Origin of the sequence: Lentibacillus sp. CBA3610, assembly GCF_013373365.1 — a bacterium.
Classification (GTDB): domain Bacteria; phylum Bacillota; class Bacilli; order Bacillales; family Amphibacillaceae; genus Lentibacillus.
This window is the reverse complement of record NZ_CP035925.1, coordinates 1,910,685-1,936,898: the sequence shown is the minus strand read 5'-3', so window position 1 is coordinate 1,936,898 and position 26,214 is coordinate 1,910,685. Positions and strand designations below refer to the sequence as shown.

The window sequence follows — 26,214 nt, the reverse complement described above, 5'->3', positions numbered from 1 at the left end:
AGAGTGCAGTCCCCAGCGAAGGGGCTGCACTCTTTTAACCTCTAAAGAACATACCCATAAACACAAATAAAATGAAACAGGCTGCCAATCAAAATAAATATATGGAAAATCTCGTGGAATCCCATATGTTTAAATGACAGAAATTTTGGCTTCAGCCAGTATATAAAGGCTCCAATCGTGTAAAACACCCCGCCGAGAATGAGCATCAGCATGCCACTGTTGCCTATTATGGGTAAAAGCAACGGGCTGTAGAATATAGCAATCCACCCCAATCCCACATACAAGGCAGTTGACAGCCATCTGGGTGCATGAAACCAGACTAATTTAAAGATAACCCCGAGGACCGCAATACTGCTAATGGCCGCAAATAGAACCCATCCAGTAGTCCCATTTAAACTAATCAGACACAATGGGGTATACGTCCCTGCTATTAATACAAAAATCATCGAATGATCAACCCGTCTTAAAAAAGCAATCACATGGTCTTTGGCAACGACCATGTGATATGTCGCCGATGCACTGTACAACAATATCATGCTTATTCCAAATATAATAACCGCCACAATCGCAAGCGCGGAATCTGTCGTAATGGAAGCCTTGATAATCAATGCAATCAGTCCTGCAAGTGATAAAATGGCTCCGAATAAATGTGTCAGACCGTTAATGGGTTCACGAATAGACAAGTTCATAATTTTTAACACCTTCATAATCCTAAGTAGTTTTTAAAACTATATAACCATAATACGCATATTTTATGATATCGTCAATGATTTACTTAAACAAACCGGTGCCGTATAATTGAGATTAATACCATACAAATGGAGTTTTTGTTATGAAAAATATGAAAGACCTAGCTGATGAGCTGCAGTTGAACAGTCAATTATCCTCGGAAGACATCCCGGACCTGAATTTGTATATGGATCAGGTCATTCAATTATTTGAGCAAAAATTTAGCGGCATGAAGCGAAACACAGACGAAAAGGTCCTGACCAAGACCATGATTAATAATTATGCCAAGGGTGAATTATTTTTTCCCGTTGAGAACAAAAAATATTCCAAGGAACATTTGATCCTGATAAGCATGATCTACCAGATGAAGGGTACTTTATCGATAAGCGACGTTAAGACGACGTTGGCCCGGCTGAATGAAAAAGTGACAGATGACGACGCGTTTAACTTACCGGAACTTTATCAATGTTATCTTCAGTTAATGGCAAAAAACGCTGAAAAATTCGAGGCGGATCTTCAGGAGCATCATCAGGACATCACAGAAACAATCCGGCAGCTTGCGGATAATGATGAAGCATACTTGGAGCAGATCATGATGATCGCGGTATTCACTAACATGAGCAATCATTACCGCCGGGCTGCCGAAAAACTGGTGGACGAGCTGGGATCGGACCAGTGACAATTCTACAGGAAAGAAGGCATGATTGAATGAAGCTCAGTATATTGGATCAATCTCCTATTTCGACAGGTAAAACACCACGGGATGCCTTAAATGCGTCGGTCGATCTTGCCAGGTTGGGTGATGAGCTTGGCTATACACGGTATTGGATTGCTGAACACCATGATTTTTCCGGTCTTGCCTGCCCGAACCCTGATGTGATGCTTGGTATGATTGGTTCACGGACAGAACGGATACGGATTGGAGCCGGAGCGGTTCTTTTGCCGCATTACACACCATTCAGGGTAGCTGAAACGTATAATCTTTTAGCGACGTTATACTCGGGGCGGATTGATCTTGGGATTGGCCGTGCCCCCGGTGGATCAGCAGAGGCATCAATAGCATTGTCAGGCGATTTTCTGGAAAACGTCCGCCAGATGCCCGATAAGCTTGATGAACTGCTGCGCTTTTTCCGGCATAATTTTGCTGAAGACGATATGTATGCCAAAATTAGTCCAACTCCGATTCCTGAGTTTTCACCCCAACCTTGGATGCTTGGGACAAGTGAGAAAAGCGCCATTGCTGCAGCTGAAAACGGCCTGCCATATACATTCGGCAAATTTATGAGTGATCAGGACGGTCCATCCATCATCAAAACATACAACGAGAAATTTGCCGAAAAGTATCCGGACAGGTCGCCAAAGATAATCATGACTGTTTCCGTCATATGTGCAGAAACGACCGAGGAAGCCTGGGATCTCGCCACGAGCACAGGGTTGTGGAGCATTCAGCGGGATAAAGGAGAAGGTGACGGCAAGGTGCCAACTGTTTCAGAGGCAAAAAATTATGCTTACTCAGATGAGGAAAAGGAAAAAATACAGGGCATGCGGCAAAACCTCATCGTCGGCAACCCGAAAGAAGTAAAACAGCAGCTTGAACAGTTGCAAGCCGTTTACCATGTGGATGAATGGATGCTTGTCACCATTACACACAGTTACGAAGCCAGGAAAAAGTCGTATGAACTTTTGGCGAAAGAGATATTATCGGACAGCTAAGTGAAACAATTTATCCGCTGACAGGAAGGATCAGCAGAAGAGCGGCATTATTAAAGGAAGGAAATAACTCTCGATGCAAATGATGTTGAACAGCCTGGTTCATGATAAACCAGGCTGTTGTTATATGCAGCCTATATGCCTGTTTTAGGATGTTATAATCACTCCAGCTTTCCGTAATACCTACCAACCAGATTATAAATGGACAGAAGTTCATATAGGATTTTCAGCTCTGGCGGTAAGTTGGCGGGATACTGTTTCTTCGCCGTCGTTATGGCTTCAGTATCATCCCAAAATATATCAGTTAACCGCTCATGATGCTCACGATGTTTTACCCGGTTAAATGCATCAGGGTGTTTAAGTGATTGTGCCATATCTGTTACAGCAGTCATGATCGCCGTCTTTTCTTCTGGAGGCCACTCGACCTGATCGAATGATGTATAAACCAGATTCTCAATATGATAGTGGATTAATCGCAGCTGGATAAGCTGCTTCTGATCTTGCTCAAATCGTGTACGTTCACTCCCGATAAGCGGATGGTATTTGGATTCTTCTTTTTGAAAGCGAATAAGCTGTTCTGTTTGTTGAATCATGTTATCCAGCTGATCCGTCAGCTCTTGTTCAACGACAATAACCTGATGCTGATCATCAAGTATATCGTGAAAAACCTTTTCAGCTGCAATCCCTGTCCTGAATGCTATTCTTTCCAGCTTCCTGGCAATCTCTTTGGTGTAGTCAGGCGGCATCATAAACATATTGACCACTGTTGAGACTACAAGGCCTGTGGTTGTTGTTCCGAGCCGAATAAAAAATGACATGAGTACATTGGTGTGTATCACTTCGACCATTGCGACAGATGTCAGCGTGGCAACAAGCAATCCGGCATGAAGTCTTAACCGGAAACATGTTGCAATGGTAAAGACGGCCGCGAGTGTGTAGGTAAGTGGCGAGTTGCCGAATAATGATATGAAAAGGACAGCATATGCTGAACCGATAGCCGAGGCCGGAAAACGCACGATTCCTTTTTTAATGGAATCTGACACTGTTGGCTCAATTGTAACAATAGCTGTTATAACAGCGAATACTGGCGGCCAGTCCAAGAGAACACAAATCCATGCCGTTATAAATATGGCAACACCGGTTTTGACAACGCGGCTTCCTGCTAACCTGAAAAATTTCATAACACTCATCCCCAAACATCTCTTCAAACTCCTATTTTTCCAGTAATTCAGGTGCTTTGCAACTTTTTATGAAAAAATTTAAAAAAGGGTTGCATTTTTTTGTTTTAGGGAATAGACTGTACTATAACAAGTTAATAATACTTTCTCTGTTATATAAAAGAAGGGAGGGAATGACTGATGAAAGCTCCGACATGTCCGGAATGTGGTAAACGGATTGATCAGCACAGTTATATACTGGAATGTGATTACTGCTTGTCAAAAAAGGATGAGTAATTTTTTTTAGCTATATTGTTATATAACAAAAACAAATTATGATCATTGTTTTATAACAACAGAGTGGGTCGGCTGATCAAAGTATCATTTTTAAATCAAAATTGTTAATAAGGGAGAGATGTCTGATGGAGGGGAATAGACGAATTGAAACTATTAAAAATGAATGGGAAAGTGATTGGCGGTGGGTAAATGTCGAGAGGCCCTACACGGCTGAAGATGTTGATCGGCTGCGCGGTTCACTTGATATTGAGCATACACTCGCTAAAAAAGGAGCCGAAAAATTATGGGAACGCATCAATCATGAAAGCTATGTGAATGCACTCGGCGCGCTGACGGGGAATCAGGCAGTTCAGCAAGTTAAAGCCGGTTTAAAGGCTATTTACTTAAGCGGCTGGCAGGTGGCAGCTGATAATAATCTTGCCGGAGAAATGTATCCGGACCAGAGTTTGTACCCGGCCAATAGTGTTCCAAATGTTGTCAAACGGATTAATCAGGCCCTGCAGCGTGCTGATCAGATTCATCATGCAGAAGGTGACAACGCCGTTGACTGGTTTGCACCGATTGTTGCTGATGCGGAAGCGGGATTCGGCGGGCAGCTGAATGTATTTGAACTAATGAAGTCCATGATTGAAGCAGGTGCTTCAGCTGTACATTTTGAGGATCAGCTGTCATCGGAGAAGAAATGCGGGCATCTGGGCGGTAAAGTTTTATTACCGACACAAACGGCCGTACGGAATTTAATTTCAGCACGCTTGGCTGCAGATGTTATGGGGACGCCAACACTTATCACTGCTCGTACCGATGCAAATGCTGCCGATATGATCACAAGTGATTTGGATTCATATGATGAGCCGTTTATAACAGATGAGCGGACAGCAGAAGGCTTTTTCCGCACCAAAGCCGGCCTTGATCAGGCAATCTCCCGTGGTCTTGCTTATGCCCCATACGCTGATATGGTCTGGTGCGAGACATCTGAACCGAATTTAGAGGAGGCACGGAAATTTGCTGATGCCATTCACGCGAAATATCCGAATAAATTGCTTGCCTATAATTGTTCGCCTTCGTTTAACTGGAAACATAAATTATCAGACCAGGAAATTGCCAACTTTCAGCAGGAACTGGGTAAGATGGGCTATAAATTCCAGTTTGTAACATTGGCCGGCTTCCATGCATTGAACCATAGTATGTTTGATTTAGCAAGAAAATACAAAGAATCAGGAATGGCAGCTTATTCGGAATTGCAGCAGGCAGAATTTGCAAATGAGACATTCGGCTACAGTGCTACTCGTCATCAGCGTGAAGTGGGCACAGGTTATTTTGATGACGTTGCACAAGTCATTTCAGGGGGAACATCATCAACAGGAGCCTTAAAGGGGTCGACAGAAAGTGAGCAATTTGTCAGATAAAGTCGATTGATAGAAAATCTATTAAAATCCATCTTTTATCACAAAAAGGTGGATTTTTTTCCTGGTTATTATGAAATTTTTTTCAGGCTTTAATGAAATGGAGAAACGGGCCATATCAGTATTGAGCATGCAGAGTACCGTGTTTTATGTGTATAACGTTTGGCGTTTGAAATATAATTGTAATCTCTCTATAATATGCATGTCATTATTTCCTGATATAATTCGAATTGCCTAAAACTATTAAATACATAATAGAAAAAGTAGACTGCCGCAGTTAATGGCTTCATTGGATTATACATAGATAAACGTGTTGCGGCTGTGAAAGTGGGGGACATAGGAAGTGAAAAAAACGTTCGGGGCAGTCGTCACTGCCGGTGCGATGTTGGTTGGCAGCGTGTTTCTGAGTGATTCGGTAAACGCCGAAAGATTACAGGATGTGCAGGATGAACGTTCGGAAGTTAAAGCTAATCTATCAGATGCAGAATCTGAAATTGCAGATGTTATGATGGACTTGGAAGAATTAAATGAAAAAATCGCGTCCGTCAATGAAGCGCTCGATAAAAACGAGCGGAAAATGGATGATACGGAACAGAAAATAACGGAATCAGAAGAAGAAATCACGGAGCTTGAAGAAGAAGTCACAACACTTGAGGAAAAAATAGAAGAACGGAAAGATATCTTAAAAGATCGGATCGTATCCTTGCAAAAAAATGGGGGTAACATCGATTATTTGGAAGTTATCTTTGGCTCCAAAAGTTTTAGTGATATGGTCAGCCGCGTGTCAGCTGTCACTAAGATTGCTGAATCTGATGAAAAATTAATGAAGCAGCAGGAAGCGGATAAAGCTGCCGTTCAGGATAAAAAAGATAATAAGCAGGAAAAATTGTCTGAACTTCAGGATATGAAGGTAGAACTGGAAGGTATGGAAGAAACAATCACAGCTCAGAAAGAACAAAATGAAGCAGATAAGCAGGAATTGAAAGAGAAAGAAGAGAATTTGAAAGATTTGAAAGCTGAACTGGAAGATAGGGATAGCAGCCTTGCTTCCATCGAACAGGAACTGCAGCAGCGGGATAATAATTCCGAGGCCGGTTCTTCTGAAAGTTCAACTGCAGTGGCGTCTGCGTCATCATCTTCTGCCTCATCCTCTTCTGATGATGGGGATTTAAAGCAGCTGGGCAGTGAAAGTAACAGCGGAAGTGGAAGCTATGGTTCTGCCATCGAAGCAGGATTTACACAGACTGGCACACCATATGTATGGGGAGGGAAAAGCCCTAGCGGTTTTGACTGCTCTGGATTTGTATCATGGGCATTTGGACAAGCCGGTGTTTCCCTTCCGTCCAGTACTTCAGCATTGACGGGAGTTGGAACAAAGGTTTCATACAGCAATGCCCAACCCGGAGATCTTGTATTCTTTGATACCAACGGGACAAACGGACATGTTGGGATTTACCTTGGAAATGGTAAATTCCTGGGAGCCCAAAACAGTACCGGGGTTGATGTTGCCGACATGAATAGCACATACTGGAGCAGTAACTTCAGCGGTCATGTCCGCCGTGTTCAATAAACCATATAAACTTAAAGGCCTATCTATTCAGATAGGTCTTTTTTATGGGGGTCTGTCCCCCACCACTTTAAAGCATTAATGTAGCGGGGGACAGACCCTCTTTGCGCTACCACTTTAACGCATTAACGTGCTGGGGGACAGACCCCCGCTAAGTGAAGGTTTTGGTAATGGTGAATGTGGTCAGGCCGGTCATGCCAATCATCAGGCCGGAATAAATGAGTGTCGTTTCCTGGATAACGAGCCAACCGAGCAGGATAACCAAACCGTCAATGGCTAAAATAATCAGCCCCACGTTAAGTCTAAAAATATTACTTAGCATGAGGGCAAGCAAGTCGCCGCCACCTGCGCTCACTTTCGCCAACAGCATGACTCCGATTCCGCATCCAAGCATAAAACCTCCCGTTATAGCACTTATTAGAATTGGCGGTGTATGTAAAGTCATCAATGGGTGAAAATAATCAATAAAGAACGCTGAAGCTAATACACCATGCAGCCCATTATAAAAATAGGAACGAAAATGGAACCAGGCGTAAATGTATAAAGGTAAGTTAAATACAATAATGGTTAAGCCTGGCTGCAGATTTAATGTATAGTTGGTAATCAGACCCAATCCGATAATCCCGCCGTCAACAAGGTGATTCGGCATGACAAAATAATTGATTCCAATGGCAATCAGAATGCTCCCAATGACGACCGATACTATTTTTCGCAGCAAATTATCACACACCAATTGACTTGTCCTAATCATATTTATGAGTGATTGACTTAAATTATCCATGTAATATTTGCAGGAAGGAGGGGATGTCCTGTGCTAATAGCTATCATCGTGTTATTATTCGTGTCACTTTTCTTCTCCGGCAGTGAAACGGCTTTAACAGCCACGAATAAGATGAAACTGCAGGCAAAAGTTGATAACGATGAAAAAAAGGCCGAAAAAAAACTTCTGGATTTGGTTTCTAAACCAAGTGAGTTTATCACGACGATTTTAATTGGAAACAATATAGCGAATATTGTACTTCCCACACTTGTGACGTCAATGGCTATTCAGTATGGGTTTAACGTTGGGCTTGCCTCTCTTGTTTTAACGATTACAATTATTATTTTTTGTGAGGTCATTCCCAAATCCATTTCTGCCGCGTTTCCCAACCGGATAGCAATCATTGTCTCGCCGGTTATCCGTTTTTTCATGTTCGTATTTAAGCCGATCACAATCGTATTAAATTGGTTGACCGATAGAATTGAAAGAGCTTTGGCGGATGATGCAGACGATGATGAGTCCGTTTCAAAGGAAGAACTGAGGGCTATGATAGATATTGCCGATTCGGAAGGAACGTTTAATGATGCGGAATCTGATCGTATTAAAGGGGTCATTGATTTTCACAACCTGGACGTTAAAGATGTCCTGAAAACACCAAGGGTCGACTTAACCGCATTGCCGGTGGATGCTACTTTTGAGGAAACAAGGGATGCTGTGATTCAAAACCCGTATACAAGGTACCCTGTGTATGAAAAAGATATTGATGATATTGTCGCGGTTTTCCACTCGAAATATTTAATTTCCTGGTCCATGGATCCGGAAAAACCGCTGCAGGCGTTCAGTTACTCGGATCCACTGATTGTATTTGAGTTTCAGTCGATTGAATGGGTGTTCCGAAAAATGACAAAGGAAAACAAGCATATGGCGATTGTTTTGGACGAATATGGCGGAACAGAGGGGGTTTTAACACATGAAGATGTTATTGAGTCCATGATCCGGTTGGAAATTGAAGATGAAATGGATCTTGAAGCTGCGTCAATTGTTGAAAGAATGACGGACTATGAAATCGTCTGTAATGGTAAAATAACACTTCACCGGCTAAACGCATTATTTGATACAATTATTCCGGAAGAAGAGGATGTTCTGTCCGGATATTTGCTGAAAGAATTTAATGAATTCCCTGAAGAAGGGGACGTTATCGAACGGGAAAATCTCACGTTTAAAGTACTGCAAATTGAAGGGAGGATGATCAGGAAGGTTCTGATAAAAAAGGAGAACTGACGCAGGCATACATGAGTTACTGCTGATAACCCAAGACTGGTTGGTTGACGCACATTAATCCATTAAGCCATTTTATTACTGTTAAGCGGTGGCATCGGGTTGAAACTCGTTACAGATGAACAGGCAGATGAGTGGGAATCATGAGCTGGGTTAAGCTGATTACCAAGAAACGTTTAGTTGCCGGGATATACGGATAAACACTACTAAGAAATCGAAAAACGTCAGAATCGTTAAGGGAGTGCCGATATCCTATGAATTTAAGCCAACAGATTAAGCAACTGGAAAACGTTAAAAAAGAAAGCGACAATAAAGTATTGACGATGTATTTAAACACAGACCCATCTGATGCTGAACAGCAGGCGGGTGAATGGAAAATACATCTAAAAAACGGTCTCCGTAATTTTGAAAGTTATTTACAAGAGGATAATAACCAAGAAGAGCTTAAAAATTTCCGGAGCGTTAAAGAAAAGGTAGAAGAATTTGTTCACCATAATGAGCAGCATTTTAAAAAAAGCATTATATTGTTTGCCACAGCTGCCGAAGATGTATGGTTCGCTGACAGGTTTCAAATGCCGGTGAGGACTGAATTTTTCTGGGAGGAGGTCCCGAGACTTGAACAATTAAAGGAACGCCGGGAAGAATATCCGAAATCAGGCATCATACTTGTACAGAAAGATGAGATTAAAGTGATTGAAGCGTACTTGAACGAAATTTTAAATACCGAGTACTATAAACTTGATATCGATACAGAAAAATGGCGTCAGTTTACCGGCCCGCACCAGGCTGATGCATCAATGGGTTCCGGGGGCAAAAGTGCGCAGAGGGATAAATTCAATGCCCGTTATGAGGCAAACAAGCAGCGCTGGTATAAAAACATTGCACCAAAACTGGATAAAAAGGCAAAAGACCAGGGATGGGACAATTTATACGTTGTAGGTGAACCGGGGGAGGCACCGGATTTAGAAGAAGAATTGAACAAACCGGTAACACAAATAATTCAAAAAAATCTGCTTGACCATGAAGAATCAAAAGTGCTGGAAGAAATCTTTGGCTAAAATAAATGAAGCCTGGAAATATGACAAAATAACTTTCTTGTGTGGTAAGCAATTCAGTTATTGTAAGACCCTGAAACAACAACCAAAAAGCTCAGAGTCTTATATGGCTCTGAGCATTCTTTTGTATGAGGATTATTCAAATAGTTCAATTAAAGCGACCGATGGAACTTGATTTCAATGTGATCAGATGGGGGGCCTGCTGGAAAAACTGAATCGTTTATGAAACAAGTCTTAATCCTATAACAGCCACTATCACCATACCCATAAACATTAGACGCAGGCGGTCAGTCGATTCATTGTAAAAGATCATGCCTACAATCGCGCTTCCCACGGTCCCCATTCCTGTCCAGACAGCGTATGCAACACCGAGTGGAATAGTTTCCATAGCAACGGACAGTAAACTAAAACTAATTAGGAACCCCACAATAAGAATGGGGAAACCAGATTTCTTTTCCCCTTTTGCGATCTTTTGCATGCCAGTAACACCAACAACTTCAAAAAGACCCGCAATAATGAGTATTACCCAGTTCATGCGTGACCTCTCCTTTCTGATGCTTCGCCCGTTACTGTTTTCAATCCGATGATTCCTACAAGCAGCAGTACAACAAAAAGAATCATCCAAATGTTAATCGAAGCATTGAAAAAGACGATATCCACAATCACTGTGCCGACGGTTCCCAAACCGGCAAAAACAGCATAAGCAGTACTTGTCGGAAGTAAAGTCGCCGCTTTAAGGAGTACCCAAAAACTGATAAAGACAGCGATTGCTGTTAAGGTCCATGTCAGCGTATCATTTGCATATTTAAGTCCTGTTGCCCAACCTACTTCAAAGGCAGCAGCAATAACAACTAATAGCCACTTCATATTCATTTGCAAACACCTCTATTTTTGGTAAGCTAAAAGAAAGAATCCAAAACTAACTAACGATAGTAAGTATATCACGTGGTACAATGATAGGCAACCAGCTTTCTTAGTGTTTATTTGCTTGAGTCTTTCTAAAATTAAGGAGGATATCGCCAATGCCAAAAACCACACGAGACAAGATCATCCAGGCAGCTCTTTCGTCATTTGCTGCACGTGGATATGACGGCACCACACTTGCACGAATCGCCAGGGATGTCGGTATACAAAAGCCATCGCTCTATAATCATTTTTCCAGTAAAGATGAATTATTTTTTACAGTTGCTAAAAAGGTTATGGAAGAATTAACAGAAGTGATGATGACCAGTGCGAATCTACACCAGGAAAAGGCTGTAGAAGATCGAATATATTTAGTTTTAACCGACAGCACTGATTTTATTTTACAAAAACATGAGGGAGCTATGTATAAACGATTCATGTTATTTCCGCCTGCAGGAATTGCTGAAGATTTGCAGATACTTAATCAAGCAGGGGATGCAAACATAGATCAGCTATTGATGAATTTTTATGAGCAGGGAGTAAATGAAAACGTATTAAATGATTGTTCATTTCCTGTATTCAGAGCCGGTTTTTATATTTTGATGGATGGTTTGTTTACGGAAAGTTTTATTTATCGTGATGGGGATTTTCAGGAGCGCTTTGAAGGGGCATGGATGGTTTTTTGGCGAGGGGTATCGGGGGTCTGTCCCTCACCGCTTTAATGCGTTAATGTGGTGGGGGACAGACCCCTCTTACTGACATAACGGGCATAAGCCATATATTTCGAACTTGTGGTCTTCGATTTCATAATTACCAAGGGATTGCTGAACGTCATCCATCGGACAAACATCAATTTCTTTCGTTTTCCCGCAATCTTTACAGATAAAGTGATGGTGGTGATGATGGCTGCAGCTGATACGGAAGTGTTTTTCCCCGTTTAATTCAGTCGTTTCCAATACACCGACTTGATCAAATAAATGGAGGTTGCGGTAAACGGTATCAAAGCTGATGCCTTCGTATGTCGGTTCCAGATAGTTAATCAGGTCTTTTGCCGTTCGATAACCATCAGCCTCAGCAAAAAATGTCAGCATGTCTTTTCGTTTAGCCGTGGTTTTATACCCTTCTTTTTTAATCTTCCTGATGGCTTCATTCAGTTCCATGGGGATCCCTCCTTTTTCGTGGCGTATGTGAAAAGCGTTTTATGCCAATAGCCAGCAGCAGGATGATAATTGACACAACGACAATCGTGCCGCCGGGTGGGATGCTGAAATAATAGCCAGTTATTAACCCTATGATAACAGCTAATTCACCAAACACAATCGAAAATATAATCATTTGTTTAAATCCGCGGGCAATCCGCATGCTTGCTGCGACCGGTAACGTCATTAATGCTGAAACAAGCAACACACCAACAACCCGGATTGAAGCTGCTATGACCAGTGCCGTGAGTACGATAAACAACAGATGAATCCGTTTCGCATGAATGCCTGAGGCGACTGCATGTTCTTCATCGAATGATAAAGTAACCAGTTCCTTATAAAATGACCCGATAACTAAAATGATAATGACGGAGATTCCCAGAATGGTATATAAATCCGTTTGACTGACGGCAGAAACTGAACCAAACAAATAATTGAATAATTCCGTATTAAAGCCGTCTGCCAGGGCAATAAAAATGACACTAAGCCCGACGCCGCCTGATAAAATGATCGGGATGGCCAGTTCCTGATAAGCTTTATAGACCCCGCGCAATTTTTCAATAAAAATAGATCCAAGTACTGAAAAACCCATACCACTGTAAAGCGGCGGCAATCCCAGGGCAAATTTCTTGTCCATAAAAAGTCCGAATGCAATCCCGGCAAGTGTCACATGTGATAATGCATCAGCAATCAGGGAAAGGCGCCGGACAACGATGAATGTGCCGAGAAGTGGCGCGATGATGCCGATTAAAAGCCCGGTTAAAAAGGTATATCGCAAAAAATCATATTCTAAAAAATCTGCCAGCATAAATGTTTCCTCCAACGTTAATGGTCATGGGTCACGATATTGACGGGATGACCGTAAAACTGTGATAAATCCTTGTTTGACAACGTTTTGTATTCTTCGGGCTTGCCGTGAAAATGAAGTGTCGTATTCAAGCAAACGATGTCTGTTGCATGTTCTGTCATCGTACCGGTATCGTGCGTGATAAGCAAAAGTGTAATATTGTGCTCGTCATTTAATTGGTGCAGAAGACTGTAAAATTTTTGTACATTTTCCTGATCGACACCGACAGTCGGTTCATCGAGAATGAGCAGTTCCGGGTCACTGACCAGTGAGCGTGCGATAAAGACGCGCTGCTGCTGCCCACCCGAGAGGCTTCCGACATTTTCATATGCATAATGGCTCATGCCAACCTGATCGATTGCGTGAAGCACTTTCTTTTTATGTTTTGTTGTAAATAATTTCAAATAACCAATCTTGGCAGTCAGCCCCATCGATACAACTTCATAGACGGTGGCCGGGAAGCCTTTATTGAATGTATTGGCTTTTTGGGAGACGAATCCGATTTTACTCCAATTCCTGAACTTTTCGATAGGCTGCCCAAAAAGGTGGATGGATCCATGGTCAGGTTTTAACAGGCCAAGAATGAGTTTGATTAACGTTGTTTTACCTCCGCCGTTTGGTCCAAGCATCCCCATAAAAGCACCTTGTGGGATGTCGAAATGAATATCATGGAGGATGTTTTTCGTTTCATAGGCATAGTGTATATCTTTCATTGAAACAACTGGCTCTTCCATTTTCTAATCCCTCCTAATCGGTCACGTGATCAAGTACTTCCAGGTTGTGATTCATTAATGACAGGTAATCTTCGCCGTTTTCAATATCAGCTTCTGTTAAAACGGAAAGATTATGAAGCTGCAGACTTTCGGCACCGATTTGTTCCTGAATGATTTCGGAAACGCGATCGGAACTGTTTTGTTCAAACAGAATATAGTCAAGATTATGCTCATCTGCCTCGTCGATGATAGTTGTCAGCTCTTTCTGTGATGGTTCATCACTTGATGATAAGCCGCTGATGGCAATTTGCTCCAGGCCGTATCGTTCCTCCCAGTACTCATATGCGGCATGTGAAACGATGATTTTCTTATTTTCCTTGGGTTTCAGAGCTTCCTGGTATTGCTGATCTAATGCAAGCAAATCATCTTTAAGAGCATTGTAATGCTGATTGTATTCGTCAGCATTTTCAGGGTTCAATTCTATGAGTTCATCCTCGATACTCCCGGCCAAATCAATCATCCGTAAAGGGTCAAGCCAAATATGCGGATTGTGATCATGGTGATGGTGTCCCTCTTCTTGGTGGTCATGTGATTCGGTTTCAGGTGTTTCATCATGAAAGAGTTCTTCATCCGTACCCATTTCGATTAAGGCAACATCCTGAGATTCCAGTGCTTGCGCAGCGGTTTCCGCAAAGCCTTCCATTCCGGCGCCAAGGTAAATAAATGCATCGCCTTCCGCAATGGAGGTCATTTCTCTGGACGAAGGTTCATATGTGTGGGCATCAACACCGGGCGGGTAAACTGATTCAACTTCAACAAAATCACCGCCGATCCGTTCTACCGCATATTGAATAGGATAAATGGATGTATAGACTGTTAACTCCGCATTATTGTCTGTTTCAGAATGGGAGGATGTACAACCTGATGCGATAATCCCGCTGATAATCAATATAATCAAGACACGATAAATTTTCATTTTAAAGTCCTTTCCGAATAGATGTTTATCATGATATCGTAATGATTACGATTTGTAAATAGGAATGATTACGATTTAATAAATGATTATGTCCATAGAAAGCTCTTTATGTAAAAAGTGTTGTCATTTAACATTAGCAGGAGCGGGAACATAGGCAGTAGAGCAGGAACATCGACAGAAGAGCGGAAATATCAGCAGAAGACCAAAATATCGGCAGAACAGCCAACATCACGAAAAACACCAATGAAAAAAAGAAGAAACCGGCATGGCACCGGTTTCTGTTGAACGGACGTTATTAAAATTTTTGTCCATAATACCTATCGAGTGTGAATCCACGCCCCAATACTTCAGAGGCGTTAATAAAGACGACAAAGGAGGTCGGCTCTTCGTCTTGCAATACCCTTTTTAGCTTTATAGCTTCCTGTTGATCGGCAACACACAGAATCATGGTTTTGCTCTCGTTGGAATGTCCGCCGGTGGTCCGGACTTTTGTCAAGCCGCGATCAATCCGGTCACTAATCATGCTATGAATTTTTTCCTCGTTTTCCGTGATGATCATAATCAGTTTAGACGCTGACGTGCGCAACTGAACGATATCAATCGTTTTGCTTGTAATATAAATACACATGAGTGCAAACAGCGTGAGCTCCAAATTAAATACGATAATGGATGAGATGACAACGACCCCGTCAACAATCAGCTGTGAGTAACCGCTTGAGAGACCGGTGAATTTTTTGACAACCTGAGCAATGGCTGCAGTTCCACCGGTCGATCCGCGTCCCTTGTAAACTGTACCCAGCCCGACGCCGAGTATGATACCACCATAGATGGCACCTAAAATGGGGTTTGGTACGGTATAAGGGAAATCAGCTGTAAGATATATCATGAATGGCACCCAGAATGTACCGACTAACGTTTTCCAGCTGAAATCTTTTCCAAACGTCATCCAACCGATAATAAATATGGGAAGGTTTATAAAAAACTGAGACATTGCCGGACTGATGCTATATAACTCAAAAAGAATCGTACTGATCCCCGAAATGCCTCCTGCTGCCAGTCTGGAAGGCAACAGGAAAAGATTATAGGATAGTGCGACTAATGAAGCACCGATGATAATCTGAGCGTATTCTGTCATAACCTTTTTATTCATATGCTGTAATTCCTTTCTTCAAAAGACGGAACTTTACGCCTAAACCGAATTCAACTATTGTATAAACCTCTATTATTTTAACGCAGTTTGTGACGTCATAAAAGCCTTTTGTCTATTTGTTCCTAAATGTCCGATTCTGTTCAACTAACAATCAGTGAGGAAAAACCGCACCCACAGATTGAAGTTTCACTTTATCCCGCATATAACTGGCAGTAAGCCCCACCTTTGGATGAAGAGGTGAAATTCAAAGAGACTAAGTGGGTCAACTGCCAGTAAATGTCCGATTCTGTTCAACTAACAATCTGTGGGGAAAAACCGCCCCCACAGATTGAAGTTTCACTTTATTGAAAATTTCTTATTCATTTTTATTGCGAACGATCAGTATTTAACTTATACTGTTTAGTAGATAGATAGGCGACTATCTTTATTTTCCAACCAAAATGAATGAGTATTCATTCAAAATATGAAGGGGGAAAAAACATGAAGCGAACAATCAAGCGTGCCGCCGTACTTGGTTCTGGTGTCATGGGGTCCAGTATTGCCGCACACTTGGCGAACGTTGGTATTCCGGCAATCATGCTCGATATTGTACCGCGTGAACTGACGAAGAATGAAGAAAAGAAAGGTTTGACGCTGGAAGATCGCGCTGTGCGGAACCGTATGGCTGCTGACAGTAAAAAAGCTTTATTAAAACAAAATCCGTCACCAATTACGTCTAAGAAGAGCCTTGACTTGATTGAGGTCGGTAATATGGAAGATGATATTGAGAAACTGGCGGATGTTGATTGGATCATCGAAGTTGTTGTGGAAAATCTGGAAATCAAGCAAAAAGTTTTTGCAAACGTTGACAACTATCGTAAAGAAGGAACGATTATCAGTTCGAACACATCGGGTATTTCTGTGGAAGATATGGCCGATGGGCGTTCTGAAGATTTCCGCAAGCATTTTCTTGGCACGCATTTCTTTAATCCGCCGCGTTACTTGAAGTTGCTTGAAGTGATTCCGACGAAAGATACGGATCCGGATGTCCTGGCATTTATGAAAGAATTTGGTGAAGATGTGCTGGGTAAAGGTGTTGTTGAGGCAAAAGATACACCGAACTTTATTGCCAACCGGATCGGAACATATGGGTTGCTTGTAACCGTTCAGCAAATGTTAAAAGGCGGATACAGTATCGGGGAAGTTGATTCAGTTACCGGGCCAATGATCGGCCGGCCGAAAAGTGCAACATTCCGCACGTTGGATGTCGTCGGGCTGGATACGTTCATTCACGTTGCCAACAACGTTCGTGATCAGGTTAAAGGTAATGAAAAAGACGTATTCAAAATACCGGATTTCATGCAGAAAATGCAGGATAAAGGCTGGCTTGGTGCCAAAAGCGGTCAAGGATTCTTCTTGAAGGAAAAAGGGAAAGATGGAAGCACGATATACGAATTAAATCCGGAAACCCTGGCGTATGAAGACCGCAAAAAATTGAAAACGGATGCAACCGAGATGGCAAATCAGGAAAAAGGTCCGCACCGTAAATTGAAAGCGCTTGTTAAGGCTAAAGGTGACAAAGCCGGTGATTTGGTCTGGTCCGTTTTAAAACCGGCACTCATTTATTCTGCGGAGCTTACCGGTGAAATTGCTGATGATATCGTATCCATTGATCAGGCGATGAAATGGGGATTCGGCTGGGAGATCGGCCATTTGAAACGTGGGATGCAATCGGTGTCCGCAAGTCGGTGGAACGTATGCAGGAAGAAGGCTCAGATGTACCAGACTGGGTATTGAAGATGCTCGAAGACGGAAAAGAATCTTTCTATCAGACCGAGAATGGCAATGTTTACTATTACGATAATGGTGACTACAAACAGCAGCATTTCAACCCGAAAGAAATTAACCTTAAGCGACTAAAGGATGAAAAAGGCGTCATTAAGAAGAATTCCGGTGCCAGTTTAATAGATTTGGGAGACGGTGTTGCAGGACTGGAATTCCATACACAAGGCAATGCAATCGGCCTTGACATTATCAAGATGGTCAATGACTCGCTTGAAGAAGTGAATAAAAATTATGAGGGGCTGGTAATCGGCAACCAGGGCAAACATTTCTGTGTTGGCGCCAACCTTGGAATGATGCTGATGGCAGCACAGGATGATGATTTCTTTGAACTGGATATGGTTATCCGGCAATTCCAGAACATGGCAATGAACATTAAATATTCCGAAAAGCCGGTTGTTACTGCTTCATTCAATATGACAGTTGGCGGCGGTGCTGAAGTTTCCTTGCCGGCAGCTTCCATCCAGGCCTCAGCCGAAACATATATGGGTCTGGTTGAATTTGGTGTCGGACTGATTCCCGGCGGTGGCGGAACGAAAGAGCTTTACCTGAAAGAGCTTCGTAATCTGCCTAAAGGGGTTGATTTCGATTTGACCAAAGTGGCGAATGATGTGTTTGAAAAAGTGGCAATGGCCAAAGTATCAACATCAGCTGAAGAAGCACGTGAAAATGGCTTTATGGACAGTGGTGATTCAATCAGCGTAAATCCTGATCACCTGTTACATGATGCAAAAGAAAAGGTACTGGCACTCGCAAAAGCCGGCTATCAGGCACCGAAACGCGAGAAAATCCCGGTTGTCGGTGATGCAGGCTATGCTGCTATGCTGCTTGGAGCAAAATCACTGAAGTTCAGCGGGTACGCTTCAGACCATGACCTTAAAATTGCCGAAAAATTAGCATATGTGCTATCAGGTGGTCGTATTAAAGAAGGAACGTTAATCGATGAACAAGTAATGCTTGATTTGGAACGTGAAGCATTCCTGAGTCTGATTAGTGAGCCGCTAACGCAACAACGTATGCAGCACATGCTTTTAAAAGGAAAACCATTGCGAAATTAATTGAAGAGGGGGAAAAAGTGTGAAGGAAGCAGTAATTGTTGCAGGTGCAAGGACCCCTGTAGGGAAAGCGAATAAAGGATCTCTAGCCAACACAAGGCCGGATAATCTGGCAGCATTAACGATTAAAGAAACGTTGAGGCGGGCAGGCGATTATGACGGAAACATTGATGATGTCATTATTGGCACTGCCATGCCGGAAGCAGAACAGGGCATGAATATGGCACGCAATATCGCTGGCCTTGCGGGGTTGAAGAAAGATGTTCCCGGTATTACCATTAACCGTTATTGCTCATCAGGACTCCAAAGCATCGCTTATGCAGCGGAACGCATTATGCTAGGCGCCAGCGATACAATCATCGCCGGCGGGGCCGAATCCATGAGCCTGATTCCAATGGGTGGTCATGTAATCAAGCCAAATACAAAGCTGGTTCAGAATGCTCCAGGTTATTATATGAGTATGGGTCATACAGCCGAAGAAGTGGCCAACCGCTTTGGTATTTCGCGTGATGAACAGGATGAATTCGCTGTCCGAAGTCATCAACGTGCCGCCAAAGCACTTGAAGAAGGAAAATTCAAAGATGAAATAGTCCCGGTTGAAGTGACCGAGCGTGTTATTGGTGACAAGAATAAAGTGGAAAAGAAGACATCGTTGTTTGAGATGGATGAAGGTGTACGTGCCGAAACAACAAAAGAAGTACTCGGTAATCTGAAGCCGGCATTTTCAGTAACAGGATCCGTCACAGCAGGTAACTCATCCCAAATGAGCGATGGTGCCGGCTCGGTATTGGTCATGGACCGTGAAAAAGCGGATTCAGAAGGATTAAAGCCGCTTGCTAAATTCCATTCATTCGCTGTTGCAGGTGTTGAACCGGAAATCATGGGGGTTGGCCCGGTTGAAGCGGTCCCGAAAGCGTTAAAAATTGCCGGACTGGACTTATCCGACATTGGTTTGATTGAGCTGAACGAAGCATTTGCTTCACAATCAGTCCGTGTCATTCAGGCACTGGATCTGGATCCGGAAATTGTTAACGTCAATGGTGGTGCAATCGCCCTTGGCCACCCGCTAGGCATGACAGGAACAAAACTGACGCTCAGTCTCATTCATGAAATGAAGCGCCGCAACGTACAATATGGTGTCGTCACCATGTGTATCGGCGGCGGCATGGGAGCAGCCGGCGTATTTGAGCTATTGTAAGCTATGAATCTTATTTATTTTATTGAAGACATCAACGCTAATTTACAAAATTCCAGAGATTTGATAAAGGCTGTTTTCTAAAATGCTATTATATTTGAAACAAAAACTATAAACTGCGACGTAGAGTGCTTTGTTGATTTCCGTTTCGGGCAGTCGCTTTCCGCGGGCAACGCTTCAGCCTCCTCGGAAGAAAACCGCTTCCTGCGGGGTCTTCAGCTGCCCGCTTTCCCGCAGGAGTCTCCTGCCCTCCACTCCAATCAACAACCACAAGAGAGGATTGATTACATGATAAATAATATGATTATAAAGCACAAAACAGCGTAGGAAATACGCGGAGACTCCTGCGGGAGGAAAGGCCTCGGTGAGACCCCGGAGCGCGTCAGCGCGAGGAGGCTCACCAGCCGCCCGCGGAAAGCGGAGCGTATTTCCGGAGCGGTGCCATTGCACACAAATTTTCACTATGTCGCAGCTCATATCAACTGTATAAAAAGCAACAAAATATTTGAAAAGAGCCTTTATTAAAATGGGCATCTCAAGAATGGATGACCTGAAAAAATTCCACCGGGGAAAGGAACGATTGATATGAGTGAAACGAAAGAAAAATTATTTAAAGGCGGGGGCTTTTTAACTGAAGACCTGCAAGCTGATGATGTCATTACACCCGAAGATTTTACTGAAGAACACGAAATGATCGGCAAAACAACCGATGATTTCATTGATGGCGAAGTTATACCAAAAATTGATAACCTGGAAAACCACGAATTTGAGCATTCCGCCCGTTTATTGAAAAAAGCAGGTGAACTTGGACTGCTTGGTGCGGACATACCCGAAGAATACGGCGGAGTGGACTTGGATAAAATCAGCTCAGCCATCATCACGGAAAAGTTTGCACGTGCCGGCGGTTTTTCAATTACGCACGGCGGTCATGTCGGAATTGGAACACTGCCAATTGTATTTTTTGGCAATGATGAACAAAAAGAAAAATATTTGCCTAAGCTGGCAACTGGTGACATGATTGCCGCGTATGCATTGACCGAACCGAGTGCAGGCTCTGATGCCATGAGCGGAAAAACCACAGCAAAGTTGAACGAAGCGGGTACCCACTACATTTTAAACGGTGAAAAGCAATGGATCACCAATTCAGCGTTTGCAGACGTGTTCATTGTATACGCGCAGGTTGATGGCGACCAATTTTCAGCATTCATTGTAGAACGTGAATTCCCTGGTGTCTCGACAGGACCTGAAGAAGATAAAATGGGCATCAAAGCTTCCTCAACACGTACGTTGGTTTTGGAAGATGCTGAAGTGCCGGTTGAAAATCTGCTGGGTGAAAAAGGCAAAGGGCATAAAATTGCCTTCAACATCCTGAACGTCGGCCGTTATAAACTGGCAATGGGCGGTGTTGGCGGATCCAAGCGCGCCCTCGAAGTAGCAACAAAATATGTGAATGAGCGCAAGCAGTTTAACACGCCTATCTCCAGCTTTTCACTGACAAAAGAAAAACTGGCAACGATGGCAGCAGGTACGTATGCGAATGAAAGTGCGGTTTATCGTACAGTCGGTCTGTTCGAGCAGCGTATGGGATCCCTTACGGATGAACAATTGAAGGATGGCAGGGAAGTCGCCAAAGCCATTGCCGAATATCAAATTGAATGTTCCATGAATAAATTCTCTGCTACCGAGTGCATGGATTATGTTATTGATGAAGCAGTACAACTCCATGGCGGTTATGGTTTTATGGAAGAGTATGAAGTAGCCAGGATGTATCGCGACTCACGGATCAACCGTATTTTTGAAGGCACTAATGAAATAAACCGTCTGATCGTACCCGGAACGCTGATGAAAAAAGCAATGAAAGGTGAATTACCGCTGCTGGAGCAAGCACAAAATCTTCAGGAAGAACTCATGATGATGATGCCTGAAGAAGTTGGCGAGGCCACATTGGAACAGGAAAAATACTTGCTGAAAAATGCCAAGAAAATGATTTTGCTTGGTGCCGGTCTGGCAGCTCAAAAGTATCAGCAGAAGCTGGAAAATGAACAGGAAATTCTGGTTAACCTGGCTGATATGGTTAACGAGGTATACAATATGGAGGCAGCCATTCTAAGAACGGAAAAAGCAATCAACAAAGATGGCGAAGATAAACACAAGCAAAAAATTCTATACACACAAGTATACGTGCAGGAAGCATTCAACCGGATTGAAGCAGATGCAAAAGAATCACTCATCGCTGTCGAGGAAGGCGACACACTGCGCATGATGCTGTCATCATTGCGCAAACTGACCCGCCATACGCCTATTAATGTGGTTGCCAAAAAACGTGACATCGCTGCGAAAATTATTGAAGAAGAAGAATATGTTGTCTAATTGAGAAAGACAAAAAACGCCCTCGGTCTGGTAGATGGGGGCGTTTTTTAATGCGATTGAATCAATCGGCTGAAATTGTCACAATACCGGCTGAAGTTCACAGAATTTCGGCTGAAGTTGTCACAAAATCGGCTGAAGTTCACAATTTTTTCGCCGAAGTGTTCACAATTATGGGCCATCAATTGTAAAATCTTAATGTTCATGACGAAATGTCTGCCGGTCACGCTCGACAGCCACAGCAAAAATTCTGACGTCCATAAAGTTCAACTCGCCCATCCTGAGTAATTTTGCTATAATAAACGTAACCAATGAAAAGTAAGGAGAGAAGAAAATGACGTTAAGGTTTTACTGGTATCCGAAATGCGGTACATGTCAAAAAGCAAAAAAGTGGTTTGATGAGCATGATATTGACTACACGAGCATACATATTGTCGAAGAACCCCCGTCAAAGGAACAGCTGCTTGACTACATTTCCAAAAGTGGCTTGCCGGCAAAAAAATTTTTCAACACAAGCGGAAAAAAATATCGTGAACAGAATATTAAGGATAAAATCAAAGATATGAGCACGGAGGAAATGGCAGAACTGCTGGCAACTGACGGGATGCTGATCAAACGTCCCATTGTGACGGACGGGCATAACGTGACGGTCGGATTTAAAGAGGAAATGTTCACTGAAAACTGGCTTTAACAATGAGCTGAAATACTAGAAAAATGCACATGTACCTAGTATGCTGAAACTAATAAACTGTAATCTTTAATGGAGGGGTACTGATGAGCTTACCGAACGATTTGTTTTACACAAAAGAACATGAGTGGGTGAAAAAAGAAGACGGAAAAGTACGAATCGGAATTACCGACTTTGCACAGGACGAACTCGGTGATATTGTTTTTGTCGAGCTGCCTGAGGTTGGTGACGAACTTGAAGCAGATGAACCATTCGGCAGTGTGGAATCCGTTAAGACTGTTTCCGAATTATACGCGCCTATCAGCGGAAAAGTGGTCGAAATTAATGAGGAGCTGGAAGACAGCCCGGAATTTGTCAATGAATCACCATATGATAAGGCTTGGATGGTTGTTGTAGAGCCGGCTGATCCATCAGATGTTGACGAATTATTATCTGCTGAACAATATGAAGCGGCCGTTAAAAAAGATTAATTGTCAGAACGAATGAAAAGCTGACTCACTCGACATGAGGTAAGTCGGCTTTTTTAATATGCTATAAATTGGTGGATGGCATCAAAGGAAAATCATATAATAAATGCAATACCCGTAACATGGTTGTTTCTCTAAGGAGTGCAATTTAGATGACACATATTCCGGAAAAAGTTATCATTGTAGAAGGATTAACCGATAAGAAACAAATCCAAAAAGTAATCACTGAAGATGCCGATATCATCTGTACGAACGGGACACTGGGCGTGGAAAAATTTGATGAGCTTCTTGAAGATTATGATCTGGACAATCGGGATGTCTATATTTTGGTTGATGAAGATGAACCAGGTATTAAGTTACGCAAGCAGCTGTCACAAGAACTGCCGCATGCCGAGCATGTCTTCGTGAGTAGTGAATATCGCGAAGTGGCGACAACGCCTGAAAATATACTGGCTGCTGAACTGGCGGGAAAGCGAATAGAGGTTAATCCGATTTTTCTGATTTAGGGTGATTTTTTGCAGGAAGTATCGAATGAGCTCTTAGAACAAGATCGCTATTTATTATACATTTATACACCATTTTGTGGTACGTGCGCTTTGGCGCGGTCAATGCTTGATAAAATAGAATCGGTACACGGGCAGGATGTCTTTTATGCCATGAATGCATCACTCAATCCTGATTTTATGCAGGAATACAAGGTTGAAAGTGTCCCCTGCCTCCTGATCAAAGAAGGCGGGGAAATTCAGGATAAAATTTATGCATTCAAGTCAATTGGCAATATTTACAGCTATTTAATGGAATACAAGCCGGAGCTGTTTATCAAAAGCTAATGCTGAATTGACAACCAGGATAAAGCGTACTATAATAATGATTACTAATTTCAAAATGAATATGGATATTCTCTTATCCAGAGCGGTGGAGGGGCTGGCCTTATGAAACCGCGGCAACCTCAAATGAAAGCTATTTGAAAGGTGCCAATTCCTGCAGAGCGGATGCTTTGGCAGATAGGGGAACGTGAAAACGGATGTCAGCATACGTCTTTCTGTTCTCTTACAGAAAGGCGTTTTTATTTTTTAAAATACCTTGACCTTGGATGATCCCCAAATTTTGTGCGTTCGAACGCAGGAAAGATGCAGGATTTTTTCCAAAGTTGAACATAATAGTGGATGAAGTGAAGGAGGATGACGTTGATATCCATAGAGGGTTTAAGCAAATTTTATAATACATCACTTAGCCGGATAACAGCTGTCGATAATCTGACCCTTGATATTGAGGAAGGTGACATATTTGGTGTTATTGGATACAGCGGAGCCGGTAAAAGTACATTTGTACGGCTTTTAAATAGATTGGAGGAGCCATCCAGCGGAAAAGTTGTTATTGATGATGAGACGATTACATCTTTGAATGCCAATCAGCTTCGGGTAACCCGTCAGGAAATCGGCATGATTTTTCAGCATTTTAACTTGCTTTGGTCCCGGACTGTGAAAGATAATATTGCCTTTCCATTGGAAATTGCAGGTGTTGCGAAACGAGAACGGGAAGAACGCGTTCAGGAGTTAATTGAACTTGTCGGATTAGCCGGCCGGGAACAAGCTTATCCGTCACAATTAAGCGGTGGACAAAAGCAGCGGGTCGGGATTGCGCGGGCACTTGCCAACAAACCGAAAGTATTGCTGTGTGATGAAGCAACATCTGCACTTGACCCGGAAACGACGAACGCGATTTTGGATTTGCTCGTTGACATCAATGAAAGATTAGGGCTGACGGTTATTCTGATAACACATGAAATGCATGTTATCCGTAAAATCTGTAAGCAAGTTGCCGTGATGGAGGAAGGGAAAATCGTCGAGCAAGGTGATGTACTCGATGTGTTTTTACGGCCTAAGCAGCAGGTAACCAAAAAGTTTGTGGAACAGGTTATGGGAACAAATGATGAAGATGATGGTGTTGAGGACTTGATCAGCACATATGAGAGCGGCAAAATCATGAAACTGCATTTTGTCGGTGAAACAGCAAACCAGGCTCTTATCAGTCAGATAGCTAAGTCCTATCACATCGACATTAATATTTTACAAGGGAAAATAACTCAAATGCAGCAGGGCGCATATGGCACTTTATTTGTCCAGATGGATGGAGACCCGGATGAAATTGACAGGGCCATAACGTTTATAACGGATGAAACCTCCGTGGAAGTGGAGGTGGTCCGGGATGTGGAATAATCTTTTTCCAAACATTGAGATGCAGGATTTATGGGTAGCAACCTATGAAACGTTTTACATGACAATCCTGGCATTGATTGGAACATTTATTTTTGGGATTTTACTTGGGCTGCTGCTTTATCTGACCATGAAGGGAGGGATTTGGCAGAATAAATACCTTAACATGGCTGTTGCTTCAATTGTTAACATATTTCGGGCCATCCCATTCATTATATTGATTTTATTACTTTTCCCGTTTACCGACTTTTTGATTGGGACGATCCGTGGTCCGAATGCGGCTCTGCCTGCTTTGATCATCGGTTCAGCACCGTTTTATGGACGGCTCGTTGAGATTGCCTTAAAGGAAGTTGATAAAGGCGTTATCGAAGCAGCAAAATCAATGGGGGCCAAAACGCGAACGATCATTTTCAAAGTATTGCTTCCGGAATCGATGCCGGCACTCGTTTCGGGTATTACCGTCACAGCAATTAATATCATCGGTTACACGGCCATGGCAGGTGTCATTGGTGCCGGGGGTCTTGGGAACTACGCCTATTTCTTTGGCTTCCAGCGGCGTGAATTTGATGTTGTGTTTATTTGTACGGTTCTTATTGTACTCATCGTATTTTTATTTCAATTCATTGGCGACTATGTTTCAAATAAACTGGATAAACGATAA

Annotated in this window: 26 protein-coding genes, 2 pseudogenes and 1 riboswitch; of the genes and pseudogenes, 18 read left to right on the top strand and 10 right to left on the bottom strand. The window is 42.7% G+C overall.

From position 1 onward, the window contains the following. Positions 1-41: 41 nt before the first annotated feature. Entirely contained in the window at positions 42-689 is a 648-nt protein-coding gene (locus Len3610_RS09795; protein ID WP_176447788.1) for a PAQR family membrane homeostasis protein TrhA, read from the bottom strand. Between the two features lie 143 nt (positions 690-832). Here Len3610_RS09795 and Len3610_RS09790 point away from each other — a divergent pair, with 143 nt between their 5' ends. Next, positions 833-1,408 (top strand): DUF1836 domain-containing protein, encoded by a 576-nt coding sequence (locus Len3610_RS09790; RefSeq protein WP_176447787.1) that lies wholly within the window; start codon positions 833-835, stop codon positions 1,406-1,408. Positions 1,409-1,437: 29 nt separating this feature from the next. Continuing rightward, positions 1,438-2,442, top strand: a complete 1,005-nt coding sequence (locus Len3610_RS09785; RefSeq protein ID WP_176447786.1) for an LLM class flavin-dependent oxidoreductase — start codon at positions 1,438-1,440, stop codon at positions 2,440-2,442. A 158-nt stretch (positions 2,443-2,600) separates the two neighbouring features. Here the strand turns inward: Len3610_RS09785 and Len3610_RS09780 are convergent, their stop codons facing one another. Then, the gene (locus Len3610_RS09780) at positions 2,601-3,620 is read right to left on the bottom strand and encodes an aromatic acid exporter family protein (RefSeq protein ID WP_176447785.1); all 1,020 of its coding nucleotides are present in this window, start codon (positions 3,618-3,620) and stop codon (positions 2,601-2,603) included. Between the two features lie 192 nt (positions 3,621-3,812). Here Len3610_RS09780 and Len3610_RS20270 point away from each other — a divergent pair. From Len3610_RS20270 to Len3610_RS09770, 3 genes and pseudogenes are all read left to right on the top strand, one after another. Beyond that, positions 3,813-3,893 (top strand): annotated as a pseudogene (locus tag Len3610_RS20270) (YhfH family protein); the annotation flags it as partial. 125 nt (positions 3,894-4,018) lie between these two features. Further along, positions 4,019-5,299, top strand: coding sequence for an isocitrate lyase (aceA, locus tag Len3610_RS09775; RefSeq protein WP_176447784.1), 1,281 nt, complete (start codon positions 4,019-4,021; stop codon positions 5,297-5,299). Positions 5,300-5,639: 340 nt separating this feature from the next. Next, positions 5,640-6,866 carry a C40 family peptidase gene (locus tag Len3610_RS09770; RefSeq protein WP_176447783.1) on the top strand — a complete coding sequence of 409 codons (1,227 nt, stop codon included), beginning with the start codon at positions 5,640-5,642 and terminating at the stop codon, positions 6,864-6,866. Positions 6,867-7,014: 148 nt separating this feature from the next. Here Len3610_RS09770 and Len3610_RS09765 read toward each other — a convergent pair whose 3' ends face one another. Beyond that, complete coding sequence (locus Len3610_RS09765) at positions 7,015-7,581, bottom strand: YitT family protein (RefSeq protein ID WP_255259858.1); 567 nt, start codon at positions 7,579-7,581, stop codon at positions 7,015-7,017. Between the two features lie 93 nt (positions 7,582-7,674). On the opposite strand from Len3610_RS09765, the gene Len3610_RS09760 reads away from it, so the two are divergent. Beyond that, positions 7,675-8,904, top strand: a complete 1,230-nt coding sequence (locus Len3610_RS09760) for a hemolysin family protein (RefSeq protein WP_176447782.1) — start codon at positions 7,675-7,677, stop codon at positions 8,902-8,904. Between the two features lie 251 nt (positions 8,905-9,155). Then, positions 9,156-9,959, top strand: coding sequence for a VLRF1 family aeRF1-type release factor (locus Len3610_RS09755; protein WP_176447781.1), 804 nt, complete (start codon positions 9,156-9,158; stop codon positions 9,957-9,959). A 217-nt stretch (positions 9,960-10,176) separates the two neighbouring features. Here Len3610_RS09755 and Len3610_RS09750 read toward each other — a convergent pair whose 3' ends face one another. Beyond that, complete coding sequence (locus Len3610_RS09750) at positions 10,177-10,491, bottom strand: DMT family transporter (protein ID WP_176447780.1); 315 nt, start codon at positions 10,489-10,491, stop codon at positions 10,177-10,179. Further along, entirely contained in the window at positions 10,488-10,823 is a 336-nt protein-coding gene (locus Len3610_RS09745) for a DMT family transporter (RefSeq protein ID WP_176449616.1), read from the bottom strand. Before Len3610_RS09745 ends, Len3610_RS09750 begins: the two co-directional genes overlap by 4 nt. 155 nt (positions 10,824-10,978) lie before the next feature. On the opposite strand from Len3610_RS09745, the gene Len3610_RS09740 reads away from it, so the two are divergent. After that, complete coding sequence (locus Len3610_RS09740) at positions 10,979-11,581, top strand: TetR/AcrR family transcriptional regulator (protein ID WP_176447779.1); 603 nt, start codon at positions 10,979-10,981, stop codon at positions 11,579-11,581. A gap of 30 nt (positions 11,582-11,611) precedes the next feature. Here the strand turns inward: Len3610_RS09740 and Len3610_RS09735 are convergent, their stop codons facing one another. The 5 genes from Len3610_RS09735 to Len3610_RS09715 all read right to left on the bottom strand — a co-directional run bounded on the left by Len3610_RS09735 (position 11,612) and on the right by Len3610_RS09715 (position 15,744). Next, a complete protein-coding gene (locus tag Len3610_RS09735) occupies positions 11,612-12,019 on the bottom strand; it encodes a Fur family transcriptional regulator (protein WP_176447778.1) in 408 nt (135 codons plus the stop codon). Continuing rightward, positions 12,006-12,866 (bottom strand): metal ABC transporter permease, encoded by an 861-nt coding sequence (locus Len3610_RS09730; protein WP_176447777.1) that lies wholly within the window; start codon positions 12,864-12,866, stop codon positions 12,006-12,008. The genes Len3610_RS09735 and Len3610_RS09730 overlap by 14 nt, the downstream gene beginning before the upstream one ends. 17 nt (positions 12,867-12,883) lie before the next feature. Continuing rightward, the gene (locus Len3610_RS09725; RefSeq protein ID WP_176447776.1) at positions 12,884-13,639 is read right to left on the bottom strand and encodes a metal ABC transporter ATP-binding protein; all 756 of its coding nucleotides are present in this window, start codon (positions 13,637-13,639) and stop codon (positions 12,884-12,886) included. A 13-nt stretch (positions 13,640-13,652) separates the two neighbouring features. After that, positions 13,653-14,594, bottom strand: coding sequence for a metal ABC transporter solute-binding protein, Zn/Mn family (locus Len3610_RS09720; protein WP_176447775.1), 942 nt, complete (start codon positions 14,592-14,594; stop codon positions 13,653-13,655). Between the two features lie 295 nt (positions 14,595-14,889). Beyond that, a complete protein-coding gene (locus Len3610_RS09715; protein ID WP_176447774.1) occupies positions 14,890-15,744 on the bottom strand; it encodes a YitT family protein in 855 nt (284 codons plus the stop codon). Between the two features lie 480 nt (positions 15,745-16,224). Here Len3610_RS09715 and Len3610_RS09710 point away from each other — a divergent pair. From Len3610_RS09710 to Len3610_RS09665, 10 genes and pseudogenes are all read left to right on the top strand, one after another. Continuing rightward, positions 16,225-18,623 (top strand): annotated as a pseudogene (locus Len3610_RS09710) (3-hydroxyacyl-CoA dehydrogenase/enoyl-CoA hydratase family protein). Between the two features lie 19 nt (positions 18,624-18,642). Beyond that, entirely contained in the window at positions 18,643-19,818 is a 1,176-nt protein-coding gene (locus Len3610_RS09705) for an acetyl-CoA C-acetyltransferase (RefSeq protein WP_176447773.1), read from the top strand. Positions 19,819-20,400: 582 nt separating this feature from the next. Continuing rightward, positions 20,401-22,185, top strand: coding sequence for an acyl-CoA dehydrogenase family protein (locus Len3610_RS09700; RefSeq protein WP_176447772.1), 1,785 nt, complete (start codon positions 20,401-20,403; stop codon positions 22,183-22,185). A 50-nt stretch (positions 22,186-22,235) separates the two neighbouring features. Then, complete coding sequence (locus Len3610_RS09695; RefSeq protein WP_176447771.1) at positions 22,236-22,373, top strand: hypothetical protein; 138 nt, start codon at positions 22,236-22,238, stop codon at positions 22,371-22,373. Between the two features lie 143 nt (positions 22,374-22,516). Then, positions 22,517-22,873, top strand: coding sequence for an arsenate reductase family protein (locus Len3610_RS09690; RefSeq protein ID WP_176447770.1), 357 nt, complete (start codon positions 22,517-22,519; stop codon positions 22,871-22,873). A gap of 83 nt (positions 22,874-22,956) precedes the next feature. After that, entirely contained in the window at positions 22,957-23,340 is a 384-nt protein-coding gene (gene gcvH / locus Len3610_RS09685; RefSeq protein WP_176447769.1) for a glycine cleavage system protein GcvH, read from the top strand. A 149-nt stretch (positions 23,341-23,489) separates the two neighbouring features. Continuing rightward, the gene (locus Len3610_RS09680; RefSeq protein ID WP_176447768.1) at positions 23,490-23,843 is read left to right on the top strand and encodes a toprim domain-containing protein; all 354 of its coding nucleotides are present in this window, start codon (positions 23,490-23,492) and stop codon (positions 23,841-23,843) included. Positions 23,844-23,852: 9 nt separating this feature from the next. Beyond that, positions 23,853-24,167, top strand: coding sequence for a thioredoxin family protein (locus tag Len3610_RS09675; protein WP_176447767.1), 315 nt, complete (start codon positions 23,853-23,855; stop codon positions 24,165-24,167). A gap of 70 nt (positions 24,168-24,237) precedes the next feature. Then, positions 24,238-24,348: riboswitch (SAM riboswitch) on the top strand. Between the two features lie 176 nt (positions 24,349-24,524). After that, on the top strand, positions 24,525-25,556 hold the full coding sequence (locus tag Len3610_RS09670; protein WP_176447766.1) for a methionine ABC transporter ATP-binding protein: 1,032 nt from the start codon (positions 24,525-24,527) through the stop codon (positions 25,554-25,556). Beyond that, positions 25,546-26,214, top strand: a complete 669-nt coding sequence (locus tag Len3610_RS09665) for a methionine ABC transporter permease (protein ID WP_176447765.1) — start codon at positions 25,546-25,548, stop codon at positions 26,212-26,214. Before Len3610_RS09670 ends, Len3610_RS09665 begins: the two co-directional genes overlap by 11 nt.

Bases quoted from the DNA above. Each gene is read 5' to 3' on its own strand.
- Len3610_RS09795 (WP_176447788.1), bottom strand. From the start codon at position 689: ATGAACTTGTCTATTCGTGAACCCATTAACGGTCTGACACATTTATTC.
- Len3610_RS09790 (WP_176447787.1), top strand. From the start codon at position 833: ATGAAAAATATGAAAGACCTAGCTGATGAGCTGCAGTTGAACAGTCAA.
- Len3610_RS09785 (WP_176447786.1), top strand. From the start codon at position 1,438: ATGAAGCTCAGTATATTGGATCAATCTCCTATTTCGACAGGTAAAACA.
- Len3610_RS09780 (WP_176447785.1), bottom strand. From the start codon at position 3,620: ATGAAATTTTTCAGGTTAGCAGGAAGCCGCGTTGTCAAAACCGGTGTT.
- aceA (WP_176447784.1), top strand. From the start codon at position 4,019: ATGGAGGGGAATAGACGAATTGAAACTATTAAAAATGAATGGGAAAGT.
- Len3610_RS09755 (WP_176447781.1), top strand. From the start codon at position 9,156: ATGAATTTAAGCCAACAGATTAAGCAACTGGAAAACGTTAAAAAAGAA.
- Len3610_RS09750 (WP_176447780.1), bottom strand. From the start codon at position 10,491: ATGAACTGGGTAATACTCATTATTGCGGGTCTTTTTGAAGTTGTTGGT.
- Len3610_RS09745 (WP_176449616.1), bottom strand. From the start codon at position 10,823: ATGAAGTGGCTATTAGTTGTTATTGCTGCTGCCTTTGAAGTAGGTTGG.
- Len3610_RS09740 (WP_176447779.1), top strand. From the start codon at position 10,979: ATGCCAAAAACCACACGAGACAAGATCATCCAGGCAGCTCTTTCGTCA.
- Len3610_RS09735 (WP_176447778.1), bottom strand. From the start codon at position 12,019: ATGGAACTGAATGAAGCCATCAGGAAGATTAAAAAAGAAGGGTATAAA.
- Len3610_RS09730 (WP_176447777.1), bottom strand. From the start codon at position 12,866: ATGCTGGCAGATTTTTTAGAATATGATTTTTTGCGATATACCTTTTTA.
- Len3610_RS09725 (WP_176447776.1), bottom strand. From the start codon at position 13,639: ATGGAAGAGCCAGTTGTTTCAATGAAAGATATACACTATGCCTATGAA.
- Len3610_RS09720 (WP_176447775.1), bottom strand. From the start codon at position 14,594: ATGAAAATTTATCGTGTCTTGATTATATTGATTATCAGCGGGATTATC.
- Len3610_RS09715 (WP_176447774.1), bottom strand. From the start codon at position 15,744: ATGAATAAAAAGGTTATGACAGAATACGCTCAGATTATCATCGGTGCT.
- Len3610_RS09700 (WP_176447772.1), top strand. From the start codon at position 20,401: ATGAGTGAAACGAAAGAAAAATTATTTAAAGGCGGGGGCTTTTTAACT.
- Len3610_RS09695 (WP_176447771.1), top strand. From the start codon at position 22,236: ATGCGATTGAATCAATCGGCTGAAATTGTCACAATACCGGCTGAAGTT.
- Len3610_RS09690 (WP_176447770.1), top strand. From the start codon at position 22,517: ATGACGTTAAGGTTTTACTGGTATCCGAAATGCGGTACATGTCAAAAA.
- gcvH (WP_176447769.1), top strand. From the start codon at position 22,957: ATGAGCTTACCGAACGATTTGTTTTACACAAAAGAACATGAGTGGGTG.
- Len3610_RS09680 (WP_176447768.1), top strand. From the start codon at position 23,490: ATGACACATATTCCGGAAAAAGTTATCATTGTAGAAGGATTAACCGAT.
- Len3610_RS09665 (WP_176447765.1), top strand. From the start codon at position 25,546: ATGTGGAATAATCTTTTTCCAAACATTGAGATGCAGGATTTATGGGTA.